This window comes from Microbacterium sp. I2 (assembly GCF_051364985.1).
Classification (GTDB): domain Bacteria; phylum Actinomycetota; class Actinomycetes; order Actinomycetales; family Microbacteriaceae; genus Microbacterium.
On the sequence record NZ_JBLWIH010000002.1, the window covers coordinates 40,720 to 57,256 of the forward strand.

Genomic DNA, 16,537 nt, shown 5'->3' on the forward strand with positions numbered 1-16,537 from the left:
GTCACGTCCGTCGCTGACCGGTGCGCGCCTTCTGATGTGCCGCCATCAGCGCCGGCGCCGTCCAGAGATCGGGCACCGACCCCTTGCGCTGTCCGGGCCTCTCCTCGGCGAGATGCGCGCACGCATCTTCGATATCCCGCATCAGCACGTCGATCATCTGCCTGCTCAGATCCAGGCGCACCACGATCCGCAGGAGATGCACGTCCTCGGCATCCGGGGGCAGGCTGTACGCCGGGACGATCCACCCGTGCTCGCGCAGTCGCGCCGAGAGGTGGTAGACGTCGAATCCGGGCTCGCCCTTGAGGCGGAAAGTCACCACAGGCTCGGACAGCCCGGGATTGAGGATCTCGAACCGGCCGCTCTTGTCGAGCTCGTCGTTGATGTGACGTGCGTTGTCGAGCATGTTGTGGACGATCGCCGCGTACCCCTGCTTGCCCAGGCGCAGGAAGTTGTAGAGCTGCGCCTGCACCATCGCCGAGCCGCGCGAGAAATTGAAGGTGAACGTCGGCTGCGCGCCACCGAGGTAGTTGACGCTGAAGACGAGGTCCTCCGGGAGCTTCGTACGGTCGCGGAACACGAGCCAGCCGACGCCGGGGTAGACGAGGCCGTACTTGTGTCCCGATGCGTTGATCGTGGCGACCTGCTCCAGCCGGAAATCGAAGAGGAAGTCAGGATGGGCGAACGGAGCGATGAAACCACCGCTGGCTCCGTCGACATGGATCGGGATGTCCCATCCTCGCTCCGCCTTGATCTTGACGAGGCGGTCGTTGATCTCGGCGATCGGGTCCGCTTCCCCGATGTGCGTGGTCCCGAGGACGACGCCCACCGCGATGGTGTTCTCGTCGATCTGCTCTTCGACCTCGTCGGCGTTGATCACGTAGCGGTCGGGCTTCATAGGGATCTTGCGCATCTCGACGTCGAAGTAGTTCGCGAACTTGTCCCACACGACATGCGTCTCGGCACCGAACACCACGTTCGGGCGGTCGGCGCTGAGTCCCGCCGCCTGGCGGCGATCCCGCCACGCACGCTTGTGGGCGAGCAGCCCCAGCATGATCGCCTCTGACGACCCGATCGTCGCGACACCGACGACCTCTGCAGCATCCGGGGCGTTGAAGAGGTCGCCCAGCATGTGCACGCAGGCCTCCTCCATGAGGGACGCCGCCGGATACTCTTCGTGATCGATGTGGTTCTTGCGGATCGAGTCGTGGATCAGCTGCTCGGCTTGCGGCTCCATCCAGGTGGTGACGAAGGATGCCAGATTGAGCGTCTCACGGCCGTCGAGCATCAGTCCGGTGTGGAGCAGTTCGTACACCTCATCGGGTGGCAGCGATCCCTCGGGAAAGGTGAAGGGATCGATATGGGTGCGAAATGCCGCACGTCCGTGAATCGGCATGTTGGCATCGGTCTCGGACATGTCATCCTCCGCTTCATCCGACAGGAACGCGGCGCCAGCGTATCGACGTGGCCGGACTGCCACGTCATCCATATCGTGTGACATCCCCGAGATCAGTCGTGGTCGTTTGAATTCCCCTCGGAGTCGTCCTGGCGCTTCTTCTGCTCCTGCTCGAGCCTCTTCTGTTCTTGCTCAGCCTTCTTGCGATCCTCTTCGGCCTGCTTGCGCGCCTCTTCCTCGGCCTTCTTGCGGGCTTCTTCGAGCTCCTTGCGCTGCTCTTCCGTCAGGCCCGGGTCGACCACGATGTCGTTGCCGTCGTCCGTGGGGGTCGGCGTGTCGGCCGGACCCTCGTCCGCCGGGGCGGTGGGTACCGGCTCGGGATTCTGGGCCGCGAGGTTCGAGATCCCGATGAACGCGGCGATGGCCACCACGACGGCCGCGAGGGCGGCGCCGACACCCGCGAGGAGTCGCTTGCGACGCCGGCCGCCTCCGGGTGGCTCCGCAGTTCCGCCGCCCGCCGGGACCCCCGCCACGGCAACCCTTCCGTCCACCGGGGCGATGAGCGTCGCCGCGGTGACGGGCACGGTCGTCGCGGTCGGGGTCTCGCTTGCGCCGATGACGGCGGCCGCCCCCGGCGCCGCACGCACTGCCAGCCTGCCGGCCGCGGCGGCGACCTGCGCAGCCGTCGGGCGTTGCGACGGCTCGCTGCGCAGCATGCTCGTCAGCAACTCCACCCACCCGGACGGGAGTGAGCCGCGAACGACGGGCGGATTCTCCAGTCGCGCCAACGCCGCCGGCATGCCGCCACCGTGCGGGTGGTCCCGTTCGCCCGTGAGCGCTTCGAGCAGGACCAGTCCGAGCGAGTAGATGTCACCCGGCGGCGCAGGCTCACGACCGCGGAGCTGTTCCGGCGAGAGGTAGGCGACCGTGCCGATCACGAGGCCCGGCGAGGTCAGACGCGATCCGTCGAGCAGCAGAGCGATACCGAAGTCGGCGAGCTTCGCGCGGGGGCGGGAACCCGGCAGCTGCGGTGGACTCAGCAGCACATTCGAGGGCTTGATGTCGCGGTGCACGATGCCCGCGCTGTGGACGACATGCAGAGCCTCCGCGAGCTCGGCCGCAAGATGCGCGACGATCTCGGGCGGCAGTGGGCCGCTCGCCACCCGCGCACCGAGAGTGGGCCCCTCGACGAACTCCATCACCAGGTATTCGGGTTGCCCCGGCTCGAGCCGGGCGTCGTACAGCGTCACGAGCGAAGGGTGGTTGAGCGAGGCGAGCAGCGTCATCTCGCTCCGGGCGCGCTCGGAGGACGCGCTGTCGACGCCGGGACGGATGAGTTTGACGGCGACCGTCCGGCCGAGCAGGACGTCCTCGCTGCGGTACACACGAGCCATGCCGCCTTCGCCCACGCACTCGCCGAGCCGATACCGGCCGTCGAGCAGCGGTGCGCTGTGTTCGGACTCGTCGTCTGCCATCGCTTCTCCCCCGGCGGCACTCCGGGCGTGCGCGCCGATCCTTCGAAACTAGTCGCCTCCGCACGCACCGCCTGCCCTGTCGACGAACGTCTGCCGTCGTGGATCGCGCCGCATCGGGATGGCTCTGATCGTGGCATCCGCTCCGAAGCAAAGCGAAGGCCCCGGGTGCTGGGGACACCCGGGGCCTGTCGTCACCGGTTCTCGCTCGTCCGCCCCCCGGCGAACGGCTCTCGGCGACGATGGGAAGAGCCTGGGGTAGCTCGTTCCCGTGAGACGCTGGGGACGCCTCGCGTACAGCCTAACCTGATTGGTAGAACCATATCTGTCCCCTCTTCGGGGGACATGCGGTCATCGGGCGTGATCGACGTATGCGGCGATCCAGCGATCCAGGGCCCGATATGCGGCGGCGCGGGGCTCGGGCCGCGAGAGGAAGACGTCGTGGATCGCGCCGTCGATGCGTGCCACTGTGACGAGCGAGCCGATCCGGGTCGCCGCTCGGGCGATGTCGTCGACCACGAGCACGGAATCGCTCGAGGTCATCGACTCTTTCCATGTCAGCGGCGGAGTCGATCGGGCCGACAGCATCACCAGTGCCGGGCAGCCGACCTCGACCCCGGCGGCGATCCGGCGATGACCGTCGAGCACCGCGGCAAGCCAGCCCGGCGCCGTCGGGAATCCGCGGTCGGGGCGCCACGTGGCGCGTTCGGGGGCAGTGGGAAGGGTGCCGACCTCGTCCTGCGCCCTCGTGTAGAAGCCGAAGTCGACCGCCGGCTGAACGCCGCGCGGGTCGAGCCGCGCGCGGATGTCGACGAGGGGCGCCAGCGCCTGACGCCCGATCGCCCCGAGCTGCAGCTCGAGCCACGGGCTGTTGAGCACGAGCGCGGCGGCACGCCCGGCGTGCCGAGCGGCCCACAGCGTGAGCGTCAGACCGCCGGTGGAGTGACCCAGAAGCACGAGGCGACGCCGTGCCGGGGCATCCGTCATCGCTTCACCATGACCCATGGCCGTCAGCGCCGCCTCGATGTCGGCGTCGTAGTCGTCGAGCGCATCGATGTATCCGGGTTGCTGGCCGGGGCGCAGGCTGCGCCCGTAGCGACGCAGATCCAAGGCGAAGAAACGTGCGCCTCTCCTCGTCCAGAAGCGTGCGACCTCGGTCTGGAAGAAGTAGTCCGACCAGCCGTGCACGTACAGAACATCGACTTCCCGCAGCGGCGCGAAGAGGGCGGCGACCGGATTCGGGATGCTGCGCACCACGGTCGCGACGAGCGGACCGCCTTCACCCTCGATGTCGAGAGGCAGCGTCGACTGGGCGAACGGCTTCCCGAGCACATCGGGGACCCATTCCTGCGACGGCCCGGCCATGGGCACAGCCTAGAGGCGCGTGCTCACTCGCCGCGGGAGATCGACACCATCTGGTCGCGCGGGACGACCTTGATGCGGGCGCGCTCGTGCGGTGCGCCGAGGGCGACCTCGTGTTCGTCGAGCCGGTGCCAGCCTTCGAGGTCGGTCCATGCGACGCCGCGCGAGGCGAGGAGTTCGGGGATGGCGTTCTCGGACGGATCGCTCGGCTGCCACCACGACCCCTGGTCGTTGATGAGGTGGCGGATGGTCTCCATCGCGTCGGACTTGGTGTGGCCGATGAGACCGACAGGTCCCCGCTTGATCCAACCCGTCGCGTACACGCCCGGCACCCGCTCGTTGGAGTCCTTGTGCAGCACCTGTCCCTCGTGGTTCGGGATCACGCCGTGGCGCTTGTCGAACGGAACGCCGGGCAGCGGCGACCCGAAGTACCCCACGGCGCGGTAGATCGCCTGGATCGGCACCTCGCGGATCTCGCCGGTGCCCACGACACCGCCTTCTCCGTCGGGGCGCGTGCGCTCGTACCGGAACGCGGCGACCCGGCCCTCGGCATCCTTCACCACTTCCAGCGGCTTGGCGTAGAAGTGCAGGTGCAGGCGGCGGGACGCCTCGCCCCCGGCGTTGTTCGCCGAGGGGCGCTTGCGCCACGCCTGCAGCACCCGGTCGATGACCATGACCTGCTTGTTGCTGGCGATCGCAGCCTTGGACGCCTCGTCGTAGTCGAAGTCCTCGTCGTAGACGACCATGTCGACGTCGCGCAGCTCGCCGAGTTCGCGCAGCTCGAGCGGCGTGAACTTCACCTGGGCGGGCCCGCGGCGGCCGAAGACGTGCACGTCGGTGACCGGCGAGGTCTTCAGAATCTCGTACACGTTGTCGGGGATCTCGGTGGGCAGCAGGTCCTCGGCGTGCTTGGCCAGCATGCGCGAGATATCGAGGGCGACGTTGCCGTTGCCGATCACCGCGACGGATGCCGCCTCCATCGGCCACTCGCGAGGCACATCGGGGTGCCCGTCGAACCAGCTGACGAAGTCGGCGGCGCCGTACGAGCCGATCGCGTCGATGCCCGGGATGTCGAGGTCCGTGTCGCGGACCGCACCGGTCGCGAAGATCACGGCGTGGTAGTGGTGCTTGAGGTCTTCGAGGGTGACGTCCTCGCCGAAGCGCACGTTGCCGAAGAGGCGGATGTCGCCGCGGTCGAGCACTTCACGCAGCGCCGTGATGATCCCCTTGATGCGCGGGTGATCCGGCGCCACGCCGTACCGCACCAGCCCGTATGGCGCCGGAAGCTGCTCGAACAGGTCGATCGACACGTCGAACTTCCGCTCGGCCTTCAGCAGGATGTCGGCGGCGTAGATGCCCGCCGGTCCTGCACCGACGATCGCCAGCCGGAGCTTGGTCATATGGGTCCTTTCGGGGTCTGCGCCCTACCCGGTCGTTGCGCGAGCGAAGCGAGATGAAGCGCAGCGACGGGAACGCAAGTAGGTCAACTGGAACGGTCTGCCACGGCCCGGGCGAACCGAGTCAACGCCTCTCGGACGGGTCCGTCCGGCACTGGGGCGAGTGCTTCGATCGCCTGTTGCGACCACGCGTGGGCGAGGTCGAGGGTCGCATCGGTCGCCTCGTGCTCGCGCAACTGCGCGAGCGGTTCGTCGAGGATCTCAGGGTCGGCGCCGTCGGCGATTCGCGCGACGCCGTCGTCGATGCGGGCGCGCAGGTCGGCCGAGGCGGCGTCCTTGCGCTGCCCCAGCACGAGGTAGGGCATCGTGGGCACACCCGCACGCAGGTCGGTGCCGGGCACCTTGCCGGTCTCATCGGGATCGGCCGACAGGTCGATGACGTCGTCGAGGAGCTGGAAGGCCACGCCCGCCTTCTCACCGAACGTCATCATGGCCTGCTCGTACTCGGTCGGGCCGTTGGAGAAGATGACGCCCGCCTGCGCGGCCGCGGCGATCAGTGATCCGGTCTTGTCGGAGAGCACCCGCAGGTAGAACTCGACCGGGTCGTCGCCCTCCTTCGGCCCGACGGTCTCGTGCATCTGCCCCAGGACGAGACGCTCGAAGGTGTCGGCCTGCAGGTGGATGGCGCGGTCGCCGTGGCGCGCCATGATCTGGCTCGCACGAGAGAACAGCAGGTCGCCGGTGAGGATCGCGACGCTGTTGCCCCACACCGCGTGAGCACTGGGCACCCCGCGACGCTTGTCTGCGGCATCCATCACGTCGTCGTGATAGAGCGAGCCGAGATGGGTCATCTCGAGCGCCGTGGCCCCGTCGATCACGTCCTCGGTGGTGCCGTCGCCCAGCTGCGCGGTCAGCAGCGCGAGCATCGGGCGCACCCGCTTGCCACCTGCCTCGTAGAGATAGCGGCTTGTGGCGTCGGCGAGCGCGTCGGTCACGCGCAACTCGCGTTCGAGGGCGCTGTCGACGCGCTGCAGGCCCGCTTCCACCGTGGCGTAGAGCTTGCGGGACCGCGGGCCCGCGAAGATTCGATCGGTGAGGCCCAGCTTGCCCGCGATGTGCGAGCCCGGCGCTGTGGGAGTCACGCACCCAGCCTACCGGGCGCGTTTGGTGGCCCGGTGGAGGGCGACGATCCCCATCGAGAGGTTGCGGTGTGCGACATCCGTCCAGCCCGCCTCGCGGATCCAGGCCGACAGTCCCGCCTGGTCGGGCCAGTCGCGGATCGACTCGTTCAGATAGTCGTAGGCGTCGGCGTTCGAGCTCACGACCTTGGCCACAACCGGGAGGACGACCCCGTTATAGATGCGGTAGAGGCCGCCGAAGACCGCCGACGGCGGATGCGAGAACTCGGCGATGACCAGACGCCCGCCGGGCTTGGTCACCCGCAGCATCTCGCGCAGGGCCTTCTTCGGATCGTTGACGTTGCGCAGACCGAACGAGATCGCGACGGCGTCGAACTCGTCGTCGCTGAACGGCAGCGCGGTCGCATCGGCCTGCACGAACGACAGATTCGGGACGCCGCCGCCCGGCGCTCCGGCGCCGTAACGGCGCTGCCCCTCGGCGATCATGCCCGGCGAGAAGTCGGCGGCGACCACCTCGGCGCCGCTGCGGGCCAGCGACGCGCTCGACACCCCGGTGCCGGCGGCGAGGTCCAGGATCCGCTGACCGCGACGCGGTGCCACCGTACGGGTCATGGCGGCACGCCAGAACCGGTCGTTGCCGAGGCTCAGCACGGTGTTGGTGCGGTCGTAGCCGGCCGCGACCTGATCGAACATGCCGCTCACGCGGGACGGATCCTTGCGCAGGTCGGCGCGGTTGGGCTCGTGCTCGGAGGGGTGGGATGCCACGGCTTCGAGTCTAGGCCGCGGTCCCGGGTCCGCCGGCGCCGTCATCGACCGCGGTGTCGCGGGCGGAGAACCTGACGGACGCCGGTGGCGCGACCGGGTCGAGTCCGGCCAGACGGGCGAGCCAGGCATCCGCTGTCGCGTCGTCGAACGGCGCCTCGGCAGCACCGACCCGCCGCTCGAGGTCGACGGCGAGCTGCTCGAGGCGGGTCACGAGGTCGAGAGGGTAGCCGTAGGCCACGCGATGCTCGTCCCATTCGTCGCGGTCGTCGATGAACAGGCCGCGGCCGTCGGTGGCCCTGACCACGTCGAGGTCCATGTCGATGCCGCGGGGTTCGCGATCCTCCCACCGGACGTCCCACGCGATGTCGATGTAGATGCGCACACGGTGCGGCGCCGCGTTCACAGTGAGCACGTAGTCGCCGCTGGGAGGCACCAGCATCACCGCGGGCGTCTCGGCAGGGAACACGCGCCCGGGCCGGGCGTTACGCCAGCCGATGGGCTGCCCGAGCCAGTCGCCCCACCGATCGCTGCCGAGATAGACGCAGTCGTTCACCCAGTGCGCGCCGCCGTCCCATTTGCGCCAACGGAACTGCAGAGCCGTGCCGGGCGTGGGCCGTTCCGGCGCTGGGGCGGCGAGGTGCTGTGGCGCGTCGTCGGTCACCCGGCGAGTCTAGGCTTGAGGGGTGACATCCGCGTACGGCCTGCCTCGGCTCGTGGTCGAGACCCGCGAGATCGAGCCGGTCGACGATCTGCTCGCCTTCACATCCCCGGCTTCGCCGCTCGCGTGGCTGCGGCGCGGCGACGGCATCGTCGGCATCGGCGAAGTGGGCGGATACGAGCGCGGACCACGCCTGCCTCCCGGAGCAGACGCGGAACGGATGCCGTCGCCCGCCGAATCCTGGCGGCTGCAGGCGTCTGCGGCAGAGGTCGACGATCCGGTCGGGCTGCCGGGCACCGGCTTGGTCGCGTTCGGCACCTTCGTCTTCGACACGCGGTCCACCGCGACGAGCCGGCTCGTGATCCCGCAGGCCGTGGTCGGACGCCATCGCGGGCGCTCCTGGGTCACCCGCATCCGCAACGCCACCGCCGATCTCGGCGAGCCGGCGGTCGAGCCGATCCCCTACGGCCCGTATTGGTCGGGCACGCTCGGCCCGGGATCTCTGGCCCCCGCGGGGTACCAGGCGGCGGTGCGTGCCGCCGTCGATGCCATCGCAGCCGGCGAGCTCGACAAGGTCGTGCTCGCTCGCGACCTCGTCGGCACGATCCCCGCCGGCGCCGACCTACGGCGCCTCGTGCGGGCGCTCGCCCACGACTATCCCGACACCTGGACCTATGCCGTCGACGGCCTGATCGGCGCCAGCCCCGAGACCCTCGTCACCGTCTCACGCGGCGCGGTGACGGCCCGGGTGCTCGCGGGGACGATCCCCCGCGGTGCCGACGCGACCGATGACGCCGAGGCATCCGTCTCCCTCGCGCACAGCGCAAAAGACATCGAGGAGCACCGCTACGCCGTGCGCAGCGTGCTCGACACCCTCGGGCCGCACGTGCGTGACCTGCGCGCCGACGCCGAGCCGTTCACCCTCGAGCTTCCGAACCTGTGGCACCTCGCGACCGATGTCGCCGGCGACATCGCCGACCACGCGTCCTCGCTCGACCTGGTCGCCGCTCTGCATCCGACGGCGGCGGTCGCCGGCACACCGACGGATGCCGCGATCGAGGTGATCCGCCGGATCGAGCCCTTCGACCGCCGCCGGTACGCCGGCCCCGTCGGCTGGGTCGACGGCACCGGCGACGGTGAGTGGGCGATCGCGTTGCGCTGCGCCCAGATCGGCAGCGGCCCGGTGCGCGGTTACGCCGAGTTCAGCGACACGGTGCCCGTCGTCGCCCACGCCGGAGCCGGCATCGTCGCCGCCAGCGACCCCGAGACCGAGCTGCTCGAGACGCGCGTGAAGTTCCGCCCGATCGTCGACGCCCTCGCCTGACCCCGCGTCCTGTCTCGCCCGCAACCGCGCCCCCTTCGCGGCTCCCCGGTCGGGCCCGAGAACCACGCGAACGTTGAGACACCACATACAGGTTGAGACACCACATACAGGTTGAGACACCACGTACAGGTTGAGACACCACATAGAGGTTGAGACACCACGTACAGGTTGAGACACCACGTACAGGTTGAGAAACCACCCGCGGCGCGGTGTCTCAACCTACGCACGGTTTCTCAACCTCAAGCAACGTTGAGACACCACGCAGAGGTTGAGACACCACGTACAGGTTGAGACACCACGCAGAGGTTGAGACACCACGTACAGGTTGAGAAACCACCCGCGGCGCGGTGTCTCAACCTACGTACGGTTTCTCAACCTCAACGCCCTCGGCGAGCAGCTCACGCAGTGGGTCGAGGCCCATCGGACCCAGGGCGAGCGCGTCGCGGTGGAAGTCGCGGAGCGAGAACTGCGCGCCCAGTCGCGCCTGCCGCGCCACGCGTGCCTCGCGCCAAAGCCGCGCGCCGACCTTGAAAGCCAGCGCCTGGCCCGGCCAGCCGAGGTAGCGATCCACCTCGAACCCCGCCAGTGCGGGCTCGACGAGCGCCAACTCCACCAGCATGCGCCGCGCGAGGTCGGGCGTCCATTCCCGCTCCGGCACGAGCGGGTTCGCCGGGATGGGCCGGCCGGTATGCAGCCCGATGTCGGCGACGATGCGCACCGAGCGCCAGATCTGGCCGAGGACGAGTCCCAGCCGCTCGGCGTCGTCGCGGATGAGTCCGAGTTCGTCGGCGAGCTGTTCGGCGTAGTGCGCCCAGCCCTCGGCGTACCCGTGGATATGACAGAGGTGCCGCTGCCATGGGTGCAGCTGCGGGTACGACGCGGTGAGCACGAACTGCAGGTGATGCCCGGGCACGCCCTCGTGGTGGACGCTCGTGACCTCCTGCCATGACGCCGCGACCGGCACGCCGCTGGGGATCGTCCACACCACGCGGCCCGGCGTCGAACCGTCGGGAGCGCCCGGCGTGTAGTACACGACACCCGAGGAGGCCTCCGAGACGAGGCATTCCACATTTGCCACCGACGCGGGCAGATCGAACGCCTCGCCCACGGCATCGATCGTCTCGTCGACGCGCTCGGTGAGCCACGACCGGATCGCGTCGACGCCTTCGAGCCGGTATCGCGGATCGTCGTCGAGAACGGATGCCGCGGCCCGCACCGGATCCTCGCCCGCGACGGGAGGCGGCCCGGCGATCCGCCCGGCGAGCTCGCGGGCCTGTGTGACGAGACGCTCGAGCTCCGCCCACCCGTAGGCATACGTGTCGTCGATGTCGATGCGGGCGCCGAGCATGCCGGCCGCGAGGTCGGGATAGACCGCCTCCCCCACACCGTCCGCCGACGGCGCGATCGGACGCAGCTCATCGCGCAGCAGCGTGAGCAGCTCACCGAGAGCTGAGGCGATCTCGTCAGCCGCGGCCCGGACGTGTTGCCGTGCCACCTCATCCACGCCGTCTTCGATCCGAACCTGTCCGAACCAGTCGCCGTCGATCCAGGCCTCGACCTGCTCGGCGAGGGTGTCGAGCTGCCGCACCGGCGCGACGCCGGTCCCGCTGAACCGATCGGCGTTGTCGCGCGCCCACCGCAGCGCCGCGATGTACTGGCGCACGGCGGTCGGCGCGGCCTCGAGCCGGCGTATCAGCGCTTCGCCCGCGGCATCCGGAGTCACCGTCAAGCCCTCGATCGCGTAGCGCACCAGATGAACCGGTGCGGCGAGTCCTGCGACCAGGCGGGGGGTGAAGCCGGTCTCGAAGAGCAGGCGTTCACGCTGCAGCCGCTCGCGCAGCGCGGCCCGCAGCACCTCGTCGCCCTGGCCGGCCGCATCGAGGGCCTCGAGCGTCTCGCCCTGCAGGTCGTACTTGCGCACGAGCCACATGGGACTCAGATCGGGCAGCGGCGATGCCTCGGCGCCGATCGCGAGCGCGGCGTCAGGCTCGTGGCGGGCGAGCTCGCGTACGTACGCGTCAGCGGCGGCGCGCACGGGATCCGGGTGACTCACCGATCCAGCGTACGCGCGCGCCGCCGGGGCTCAGATCGAGCGCTGGTAGGCGCCGATCGAGCGCATCGCCCACGCGAACGCCAGGCCTGCCAGCACCACCAGACCGCCGAGCTGCCACCAGCCGTCGGCGGGAAGCGTGCCGGCGAGCCCGCCTCGGCCCCACTCGACCGCCCAGGTCATGGGGTTCCAGCGCGAGACGTCCTGCACCCACTGCGGCATGAGGTCGGCGGGCATCATCGTCGTCGACAGGAAGGTCGCCGGCAGCACGATGAGCTGCGACAGGCTGATCAGCGCGATCTGGCTGCGCGAGGTGAGGGCGACCGCCGTCGACGCGCAGCAGAAGACCGTGGCGAGGATGGTCGCGACGCCGAGCGCGATCAGCACGCCCGCGACACCACCCGGGTAGCGGGCACCGGCGAGCCAGCCGATGCCCAGCACCACGAGCGACTGGGCGAGGTTGATCACCAGCTGCTGAGCGAGCTGCCCGGTGATGATCGCCGACCGCGCGACCGGCGAGGTGAGGTACTGGTCCATCACCCCCGAGTCGATGTCGTCGATGAAGCCGGTGCCCGCCCACGCCCCGGAGTACAGGACCGTCATCATCAGGATGCCGGGAACGAGGTAGTCGATATAGCCTGCGCCGCCGAACTGCGGCAGGGCACCGAGGGACTGGAACACCTGCCCGAAGAGCACGATCCAGATCACCGGCTGGATCAGCGACATGGCAGGTCCCCACACCTGCCGGATCGCGGCGATGAGCCAGCGGCGCAGCACCTGCGAGGTCTGCGAGAACCATCCCGCGCGGATGGGAACGACGATCGTGGTCATGCCGCGAGTCCTTTCGTGGGGGCGGCCGGATCACCGGCGCCCTGGGCGGCCGAAGGGCCGAACGTGTGGCCGACGAAGTGCAGGTACACGTCGTCGAGGGTGGGATGGGATGCCGAGACCTGGCCGAAGCGCACGCCGGCGGCATCCAGTGCGGCGATCATCGCGCCGACCGCCGCGGAGGCATCGTCGGTGCGAGCCGCGAGAACGCCGTCGACGCCGGATGCCTCGACCACGACATCACGCAGTCCAGGGATGCCGGCGATGGCGGCGCGGACCGTCGCGGAGTCGGGTTCGATGAGGCTCACGCGAACCGAGTCGCCGTGCAACCCCGCCTTGAGCTCAGCCGGGGTGCCTTGAACGACCGCGCGGCCGCGGTTGACCAGCAGCAGCTCGTCCGCGAGGCGATCGGCTTCCTCCATGTAGTGAGTCGTGAGCACCACGGTGAGCGCTTCTTCGCCCGAGAGGCGGCGGATCTCGGCCCACATCGCGGCGCGTGCTTCCGGGTCGAGACCGGTGGTCGGCTCATCGAGGAACAGCACACGCGGGCGATGCACGAGCGCGGCCGCCACGTCCAGCCGCCGCCGCATCCCCCCGGAGAAGGTGCTGACCGGACGGGCGGATGCCACGGCCAGGCCGAACTCCTGCAGGAGCCGGCGCGCCCGTTCCCGCGCGTCGACACGGGCGACGCCGCGCAGGCGAGCCGCGATCTCGAGGTTCTCGGTCGCGGTCAGAAGCGGATCGGTGCTCGAGCCCTGCGACACGTACCCGATGGCCGAACGCACGGCGTCGGGCTGTCGGGCGACGTCGAAACCGGCGACGCGGGCGGTGCCGCTCGTCGGCCGCGAGAGCGTCGTCAGGATCTTCGTGGTCGTGGACTTGCCGGCCCCATTGGGTCCGAGCAGACCGAACACGCGACCGGCCGGCACCTCGAAGCCGAGTCCGTCCAGCGCGTGCACGGCGGAGCGCCGCCCGCGGCCCCGATAGACCTTGACCAGGTCTCTGGCCACGATGGCCGGTGTGCTGAGGGTGGAGATTTCAGGCATGGCGAAGCATCCCTTCCTACGAATGGGTCGATCAGGCCGCGGCCGCAGCCGCGATGGTCAGTGTGAGGCGGACTTGTCGGCGCCGAAGAGCATGCGCGCCAGCACGAACATCCACAGGGCGAAGCCGACGGCGAACGCGACGGGCGCCCACCACCAGCCGACGGTGAAGACGAGCACGGCGATCGCGGCGAACGTCAGCGTCCAGATGCCGACGGTGTAGATGCCGAATCGGGCAGCCGCCTCGGGCTCGCGTTCGAACCTGTTCTGCGGCTCGTTCTGGTGGGCCTGCCGGGTCCACGCCTTGTGGCGATTGGTCTGGCTGGCCCCGAGGAAGGCGAACAGGATGATCGACGCGATGATGCCGAGCGCCGCGAACACGATGCCCCACATGGGCAGCGCTCCCAACGCCACGAGGCCGCCGAAGCCGAGACCGAACGCGCCCAGGAACGTCGCCCCGGCGTAGCCGCCGGCACGGTTCTGCGGCATCGGGTGGTTCGTCGTGGTCTCTTGCGCGAGCGAGTCGCCCACGAGCATGCCGAGGGCGGTCGACGCGAAGCCGAACAGCGCGATCTCGCCGCCCACCACGAGCGGCAGGACGCCGACGGCGCTCAGGATGCCGAGCGTGATGCCGACGACGGCCACGGCCGACCACACGACCACCCGCACGACGTAGCCGGGTTTGGGTCGCACGCGGTACCGCTGCTGGAGGGCCGCGTAGCCGTCCGCGGGACCGTGGGGCGAGGGGGCCGTCTCGTCGAGCAGGACCCGCACGTCACCGAGCTCGGCGACGGCCTCGCGCGCGGCATCCGCCGGTGTCCGCCCGGCTGCTTCGAGCTCGGCGGCGCGCGCCATGAGGTTGGCGCGCACCTCTTCCTTCAGATCCTGTGCGTCGGGCGTCATATCGACACCGTGGAAGGTCTCGTCGAGGAGGCGATGGATGTGGATGTTCTCGGTCATTTCGCGGTGCCCTTCGCGGGGTTGTCCTTCGGGTTCTTGGGAGGAGCGCCGCTCACGTCGAGCAGCGCGTCGATGACGTGCCGTGTCGCGACCCATGCCGCCACGTTGCCGCTGAAGACCGCGCGGCCGGCATCGGTGATGCGGTAGTACTTGCGACGGCCGCCCTGCGTCTCGTCCCCCCAGTACGACTCGACGAGCCCGTCCTTCTCGAGGCGGCGGTAGGTCGCGTAGAGAGTGGCTTCCTTGATCTCGTGCTCCCCGCCGGTGGCGTCGCGGATCGCCTTGTAGATCTCGAAGCCGTAGGCGTCGCCCCGGCGGAGCACGCCGAGCACGATGGTGTCGGTGTGGCCGCGCAGCAGGTCGGCTGCGAACGCGTCGTCCTGTGTCATGACAAGTACTGTATCACATCAAGTACTCTGCGCGACATGCATCTATACCGCATAGATCTGGGCGCGCGTAGACTCCCCGCCATGTCGTTCGATGTGGCCGCGGAGGCGTACGACGCCTTCATGGGCAGGTTCTCGGCGCCGCTTGCCGAACGGTTCGCTGATTGGGCGCGACTCCCGCGGGACGGCCGCGCTCTGGACGTCGGGTGCGGCACAGGTGCGCTCACGAGCGTGCTCACCGCCCGCTTCGGCGAGACCGAGGTGGCAGGCGTGGATCCCTCTGCGAGTTTCGTCGAGGCCGCGGCATCCCGCTTCCCGTGGGCGGACCTGCGCCACGGCACCGCCGAGGCGCTGCCCTTCGACGACGATCTGTTCGCCGCGACCCTTGCCGAGCTCGTGGTGCATTTCATGACGGATGCCGCCGCGGGCGTCCGTGAGATGGCCCGGGTCACTCGCCCCGGCGGCGTGGTCGCGGTGTGCGTGTGGGACTTCGCGGGCGGACGCGCGCCGCAGAGCCGGTTCTTCGAGTCGCTGCGCACCGTCAAGGCCGATGCGGATGACGAGACCGACCGCGTCGGAGCGCACGAGGGAGACCTGACGGCGCTGCTGAGAGATGCCGGCTGCCTCGACGTGGTCGGGTCGGAACTGAGCGTGTCGGTGGACTTCGCCGACTTCGGGGACTGGTGGGCGCCGTACACGCGCGGGGTCTCCCCCGCCGGCGCGCAGCTCGCTGCTCTCGCGCCCGAGGACCGGGAGCGCGTGCGTCGTCACGCGCACGAGATCATGGGCGACGGTCCCTTCACGGTCGAGGCGACCGCGTGGGCCGCCCGCGGAGTCGCACCCTAGCCGAACTGCGGCCGCGCCCGCCGCCCGATGTCAGCTCGCGGCGAGCCGCTTCTTCTCGGCCTCGACGTCGTACGTCGCTGCGGGCCACTGCGGATCGATGTCTTCCAGCGCCTCGAGCAGCAGGTTCTGCACTGCCAGCCGTGCGTACCACTTGCGGTCGGCGGGCACGACGTACCAGGGCGCGTGCTCGGTCGAGGTCCGCTCGAACACGGTCTGGTAGGCCGCCATGTATTTGGGCCACAGCTCGCGCTCGTCGACGTCGCCGGGGTTGTACTTCCAGTGCTTGTCGGGGCGCTCGAGCCGCTCCATGAGCCGCTCCTTCTGCTCGTCGGGTGAGATGTGCAGCATCACCTTGACGACGCGGGTTCCGGCCTCCGTCACCTCCTTCTCGAACTCGTTGATCGCGCTGTAGCGTCGCTCGATCTCATCCGCCGGCGCGAGCTCGCGCACACGCCCGATGAGCACGTCCTCGTAGTGGGAGCGGTCGAACACGCCGATGATGCCCGGCTCGGGAAGTCGCTTCTGGATGCGCCACAGGAAGTCGTGCTCGAGCTCTTCCGGCGTCGGCTTCTTGAACGCTGCGAGCGCGACACCCTGCGGGTCGACCGAGCCCACGACGTGCCGGATGATGCCGCCCTTGCCTGCGGAGTCCATGGCCTGCAGCACGAGCAGCACCGAGGCGTTCGTGGCATCGACTCTGCTGCGCGCGAAGAGCCGCTCCTGATACTCGTCGAGCTGCACGCTCCCGGCCGCGAGATCGTCGGCGGCCTGCACCTTGTCTTTCGCATAGCCCGGCGTGGAACGCGGGTCGACGTCGGCGAGCACGAACTCGTCCCCGACGCGCAGCAGGTCGTGCACGTCCCCGGTCCAGTGCTTCTGGCTCTTGGCGATCATGGAGCCATCATGGCGGATGC

At 69.6% G+C, this 16,537-nt stretch carries 15 protein-coding genes; 2 read left to right on the forward strand and 13 right to left on the reverse strand.

Annotation, left to right across the window (positions count from 1 at the left end):
* Position 1: 1 nt before the first annotated feature.
* From ACLKM7_RS03770 to ACLKM7_RS03800, 7 genes are all read right to left on the reverse strand, one after another.
* Positions 2-1,414 carry a glutamate decarboxylase gene (locus ACLKM7_RS03770; protein WP_436445822.1) on the reverse strand — a complete coding sequence of 471 codons (1,413 nt, stop codon included), beginning with the start codon at positions 1,412-1,414 and terminating at the stop codon, positions 2-4.
* Between the two features lie 92 nt (positions 1,415-1,506).
* A complete protein-coding gene (locus ACLKM7_RS03775) occupies positions 1,507-2,868 on the reverse strand; it encodes a protein kinase domain-containing protein (protein ID WP_436445823.1) in 1,362 nt (453 codons plus the stop codon).
* A 348-nt stretch (positions 2,869-3,216) separates the two neighbouring features.
* Positions 3,217-4,230, reverse strand: coding sequence for an alpha/beta hydrolase (locus ACLKM7_RS03780; RefSeq protein ID WP_436445824.1), 1,014 nt, complete (start codon positions 4,228-4,230; stop codon positions 3,217-3,219).
* Positions 4,231-4,253: 23 nt separating this feature from the next.
* Positions 4,254-5,627, reverse strand: coding sequence for an FAD-dependent oxidoreductase (locus ACLKM7_RS03785; protein WP_436445825.1), 1,374 nt, complete (start codon positions 5,625-5,627; stop codon positions 4,254-4,256).
* Between the two features lie 83 nt (positions 5,628-5,710).
* Positions 5,711-6,766 carry a polyprenyl synthetase family protein gene (locus tag ACLKM7_RS03790; protein ID WP_436445826.1) on the reverse strand — a complete coding sequence of 352 codons (1,056 nt, stop codon included), beginning with the start codon at positions 6,764-6,766 and terminating at the stop codon, positions 5,711-5,713.
* A gap of 9 nt (positions 6,767-6,775) precedes the next feature.
* Complete coding sequence (locus ACLKM7_RS03795) at positions 6,776-7,528, reverse strand: class I SAM-dependent methyltransferase (protein ID WP_436445827.1); 753 nt, start codon at positions 7,526-7,528, stop codon at positions 6,776-6,778.
* A 10-nt stretch (positions 7,529-7,538) separates the two neighbouring features.
* Positions 7,539-8,189 carry a DUF402 domain-containing protein gene (locus ACLKM7_RS03800; RefSeq protein ID WP_436445828.1) on the reverse strand — a complete coding sequence of 217 codons (651 nt, stop codon included), beginning with the start codon at positions 8,187-8,189 and terminating at the stop codon, positions 7,539-7,541.
* Positions 8,190-8,211: 22 nt separating this feature from the next.
* On the opposite strand from ACLKM7_RS03800, the gene ACLKM7_RS03805 reads away from it, so the two are divergent.
* Positions 8,212-9,510 carry an isochorismate synthase gene (locus ACLKM7_RS03805; RefSeq protein WP_436445829.1) on the forward strand — a complete coding sequence of 433 codons (1,299 nt, stop codon included), beginning with the start codon at positions 8,212-8,214 and terminating at the stop codon, positions 9,508-9,510.
* A gap of 352 nt (positions 9,511-9,862) precedes the next feature.
* Here the strand turns inward: ACLKM7_RS03805 and ACLKM7_RS03810 are convergent, their stop codons facing one another.
* The 5 genes from ACLKM7_RS03810 to ACLKM7_RS03830 are packed head-to-tail and all read right to left on the reverse strand — an operon-like array spanning position 9,863 to position 14,780.
* Positions 9,863-11,563 (reverse strand): DUF885 domain-containing protein, encoded by a 1,701-nt coding sequence (locus tag ACLKM7_RS03810; RefSeq protein ID WP_436445830.1) that lies wholly within the window; start codon positions 11,561-11,563, stop codon positions 9,863-9,865.
* A gap of 30 nt (positions 11,564-11,593) precedes the next feature.
* A complete protein-coding gene (locus tag ACLKM7_RS03815) occupies positions 11,594-12,391 on the reverse strand; it encodes an ABC transporter permease (protein WP_436445831.1) in 798 nt (265 codons plus the stop codon).
* A complete protein-coding gene (locus ACLKM7_RS03820; protein WP_436445832.1) occupies positions 12,388-13,434 on the reverse strand; it encodes an ATP-binding cassette domain-containing protein in 1,047 nt (348 codons plus the stop codon). The genes ACLKM7_RS03815 and ACLKM7_RS03820 overlap by 4 nt, the downstream gene beginning before the upstream one ends.
* A 57-nt stretch (positions 13,435-13,491) precedes the next feature.
* The gene (locus tag ACLKM7_RS03825) at positions 13,492-14,391 is read right to left on the reverse strand and encodes a permease prefix domain 1-containing protein (protein WP_436445833.1); all 900 of its coding nucleotides are present in this window, start codon (positions 14,389-14,391) and stop codon (positions 13,492-13,494) included.
* Positions 14,388-14,780 (reverse strand): PadR family transcriptional regulator, encoded by a 393-nt coding sequence (locus ACLKM7_RS03830; RefSeq protein ID WP_436445834.1) that lies wholly within the window; start codon positions 14,778-14,780, stop codon positions 14,388-14,390. Before ACLKM7_RS03830 ends, ACLKM7_RS03825 begins: the two co-directional genes overlap by 4 nt.
* A gap of 81 nt (positions 14,781-14,861) precedes the next feature.
* Here ACLKM7_RS03830 and ACLKM7_RS03835 point away from each other — a divergent pair, with 81 nt between their 5' ends.
* Positions 14,862-15,623, forward strand: coding sequence for a class I SAM-dependent methyltransferase (locus ACLKM7_RS03835; RefSeq protein WP_436445835.1), 762 nt, complete (start codon positions 14,862-14,864; stop codon positions 15,621-15,623).
* A gap of 30 nt (positions 15,624-15,653) precedes the next feature.
* Here the strand turns inward: ACLKM7_RS03835 and ACLKM7_RS03840 are convergent, their stop codons facing one another.
* Positions 15,654-16,517 (reverse strand): polyphosphate kinase 2 family protein, encoded by an 864-nt coding sequence (locus tag ACLKM7_RS03840; RefSeq protein WP_436445836.1) that lies wholly within the window; start codon positions 16,515-16,517, stop codon positions 15,654-15,656.
* Positions 16,518-16,537: the final 20 nt, after the last annotated feature.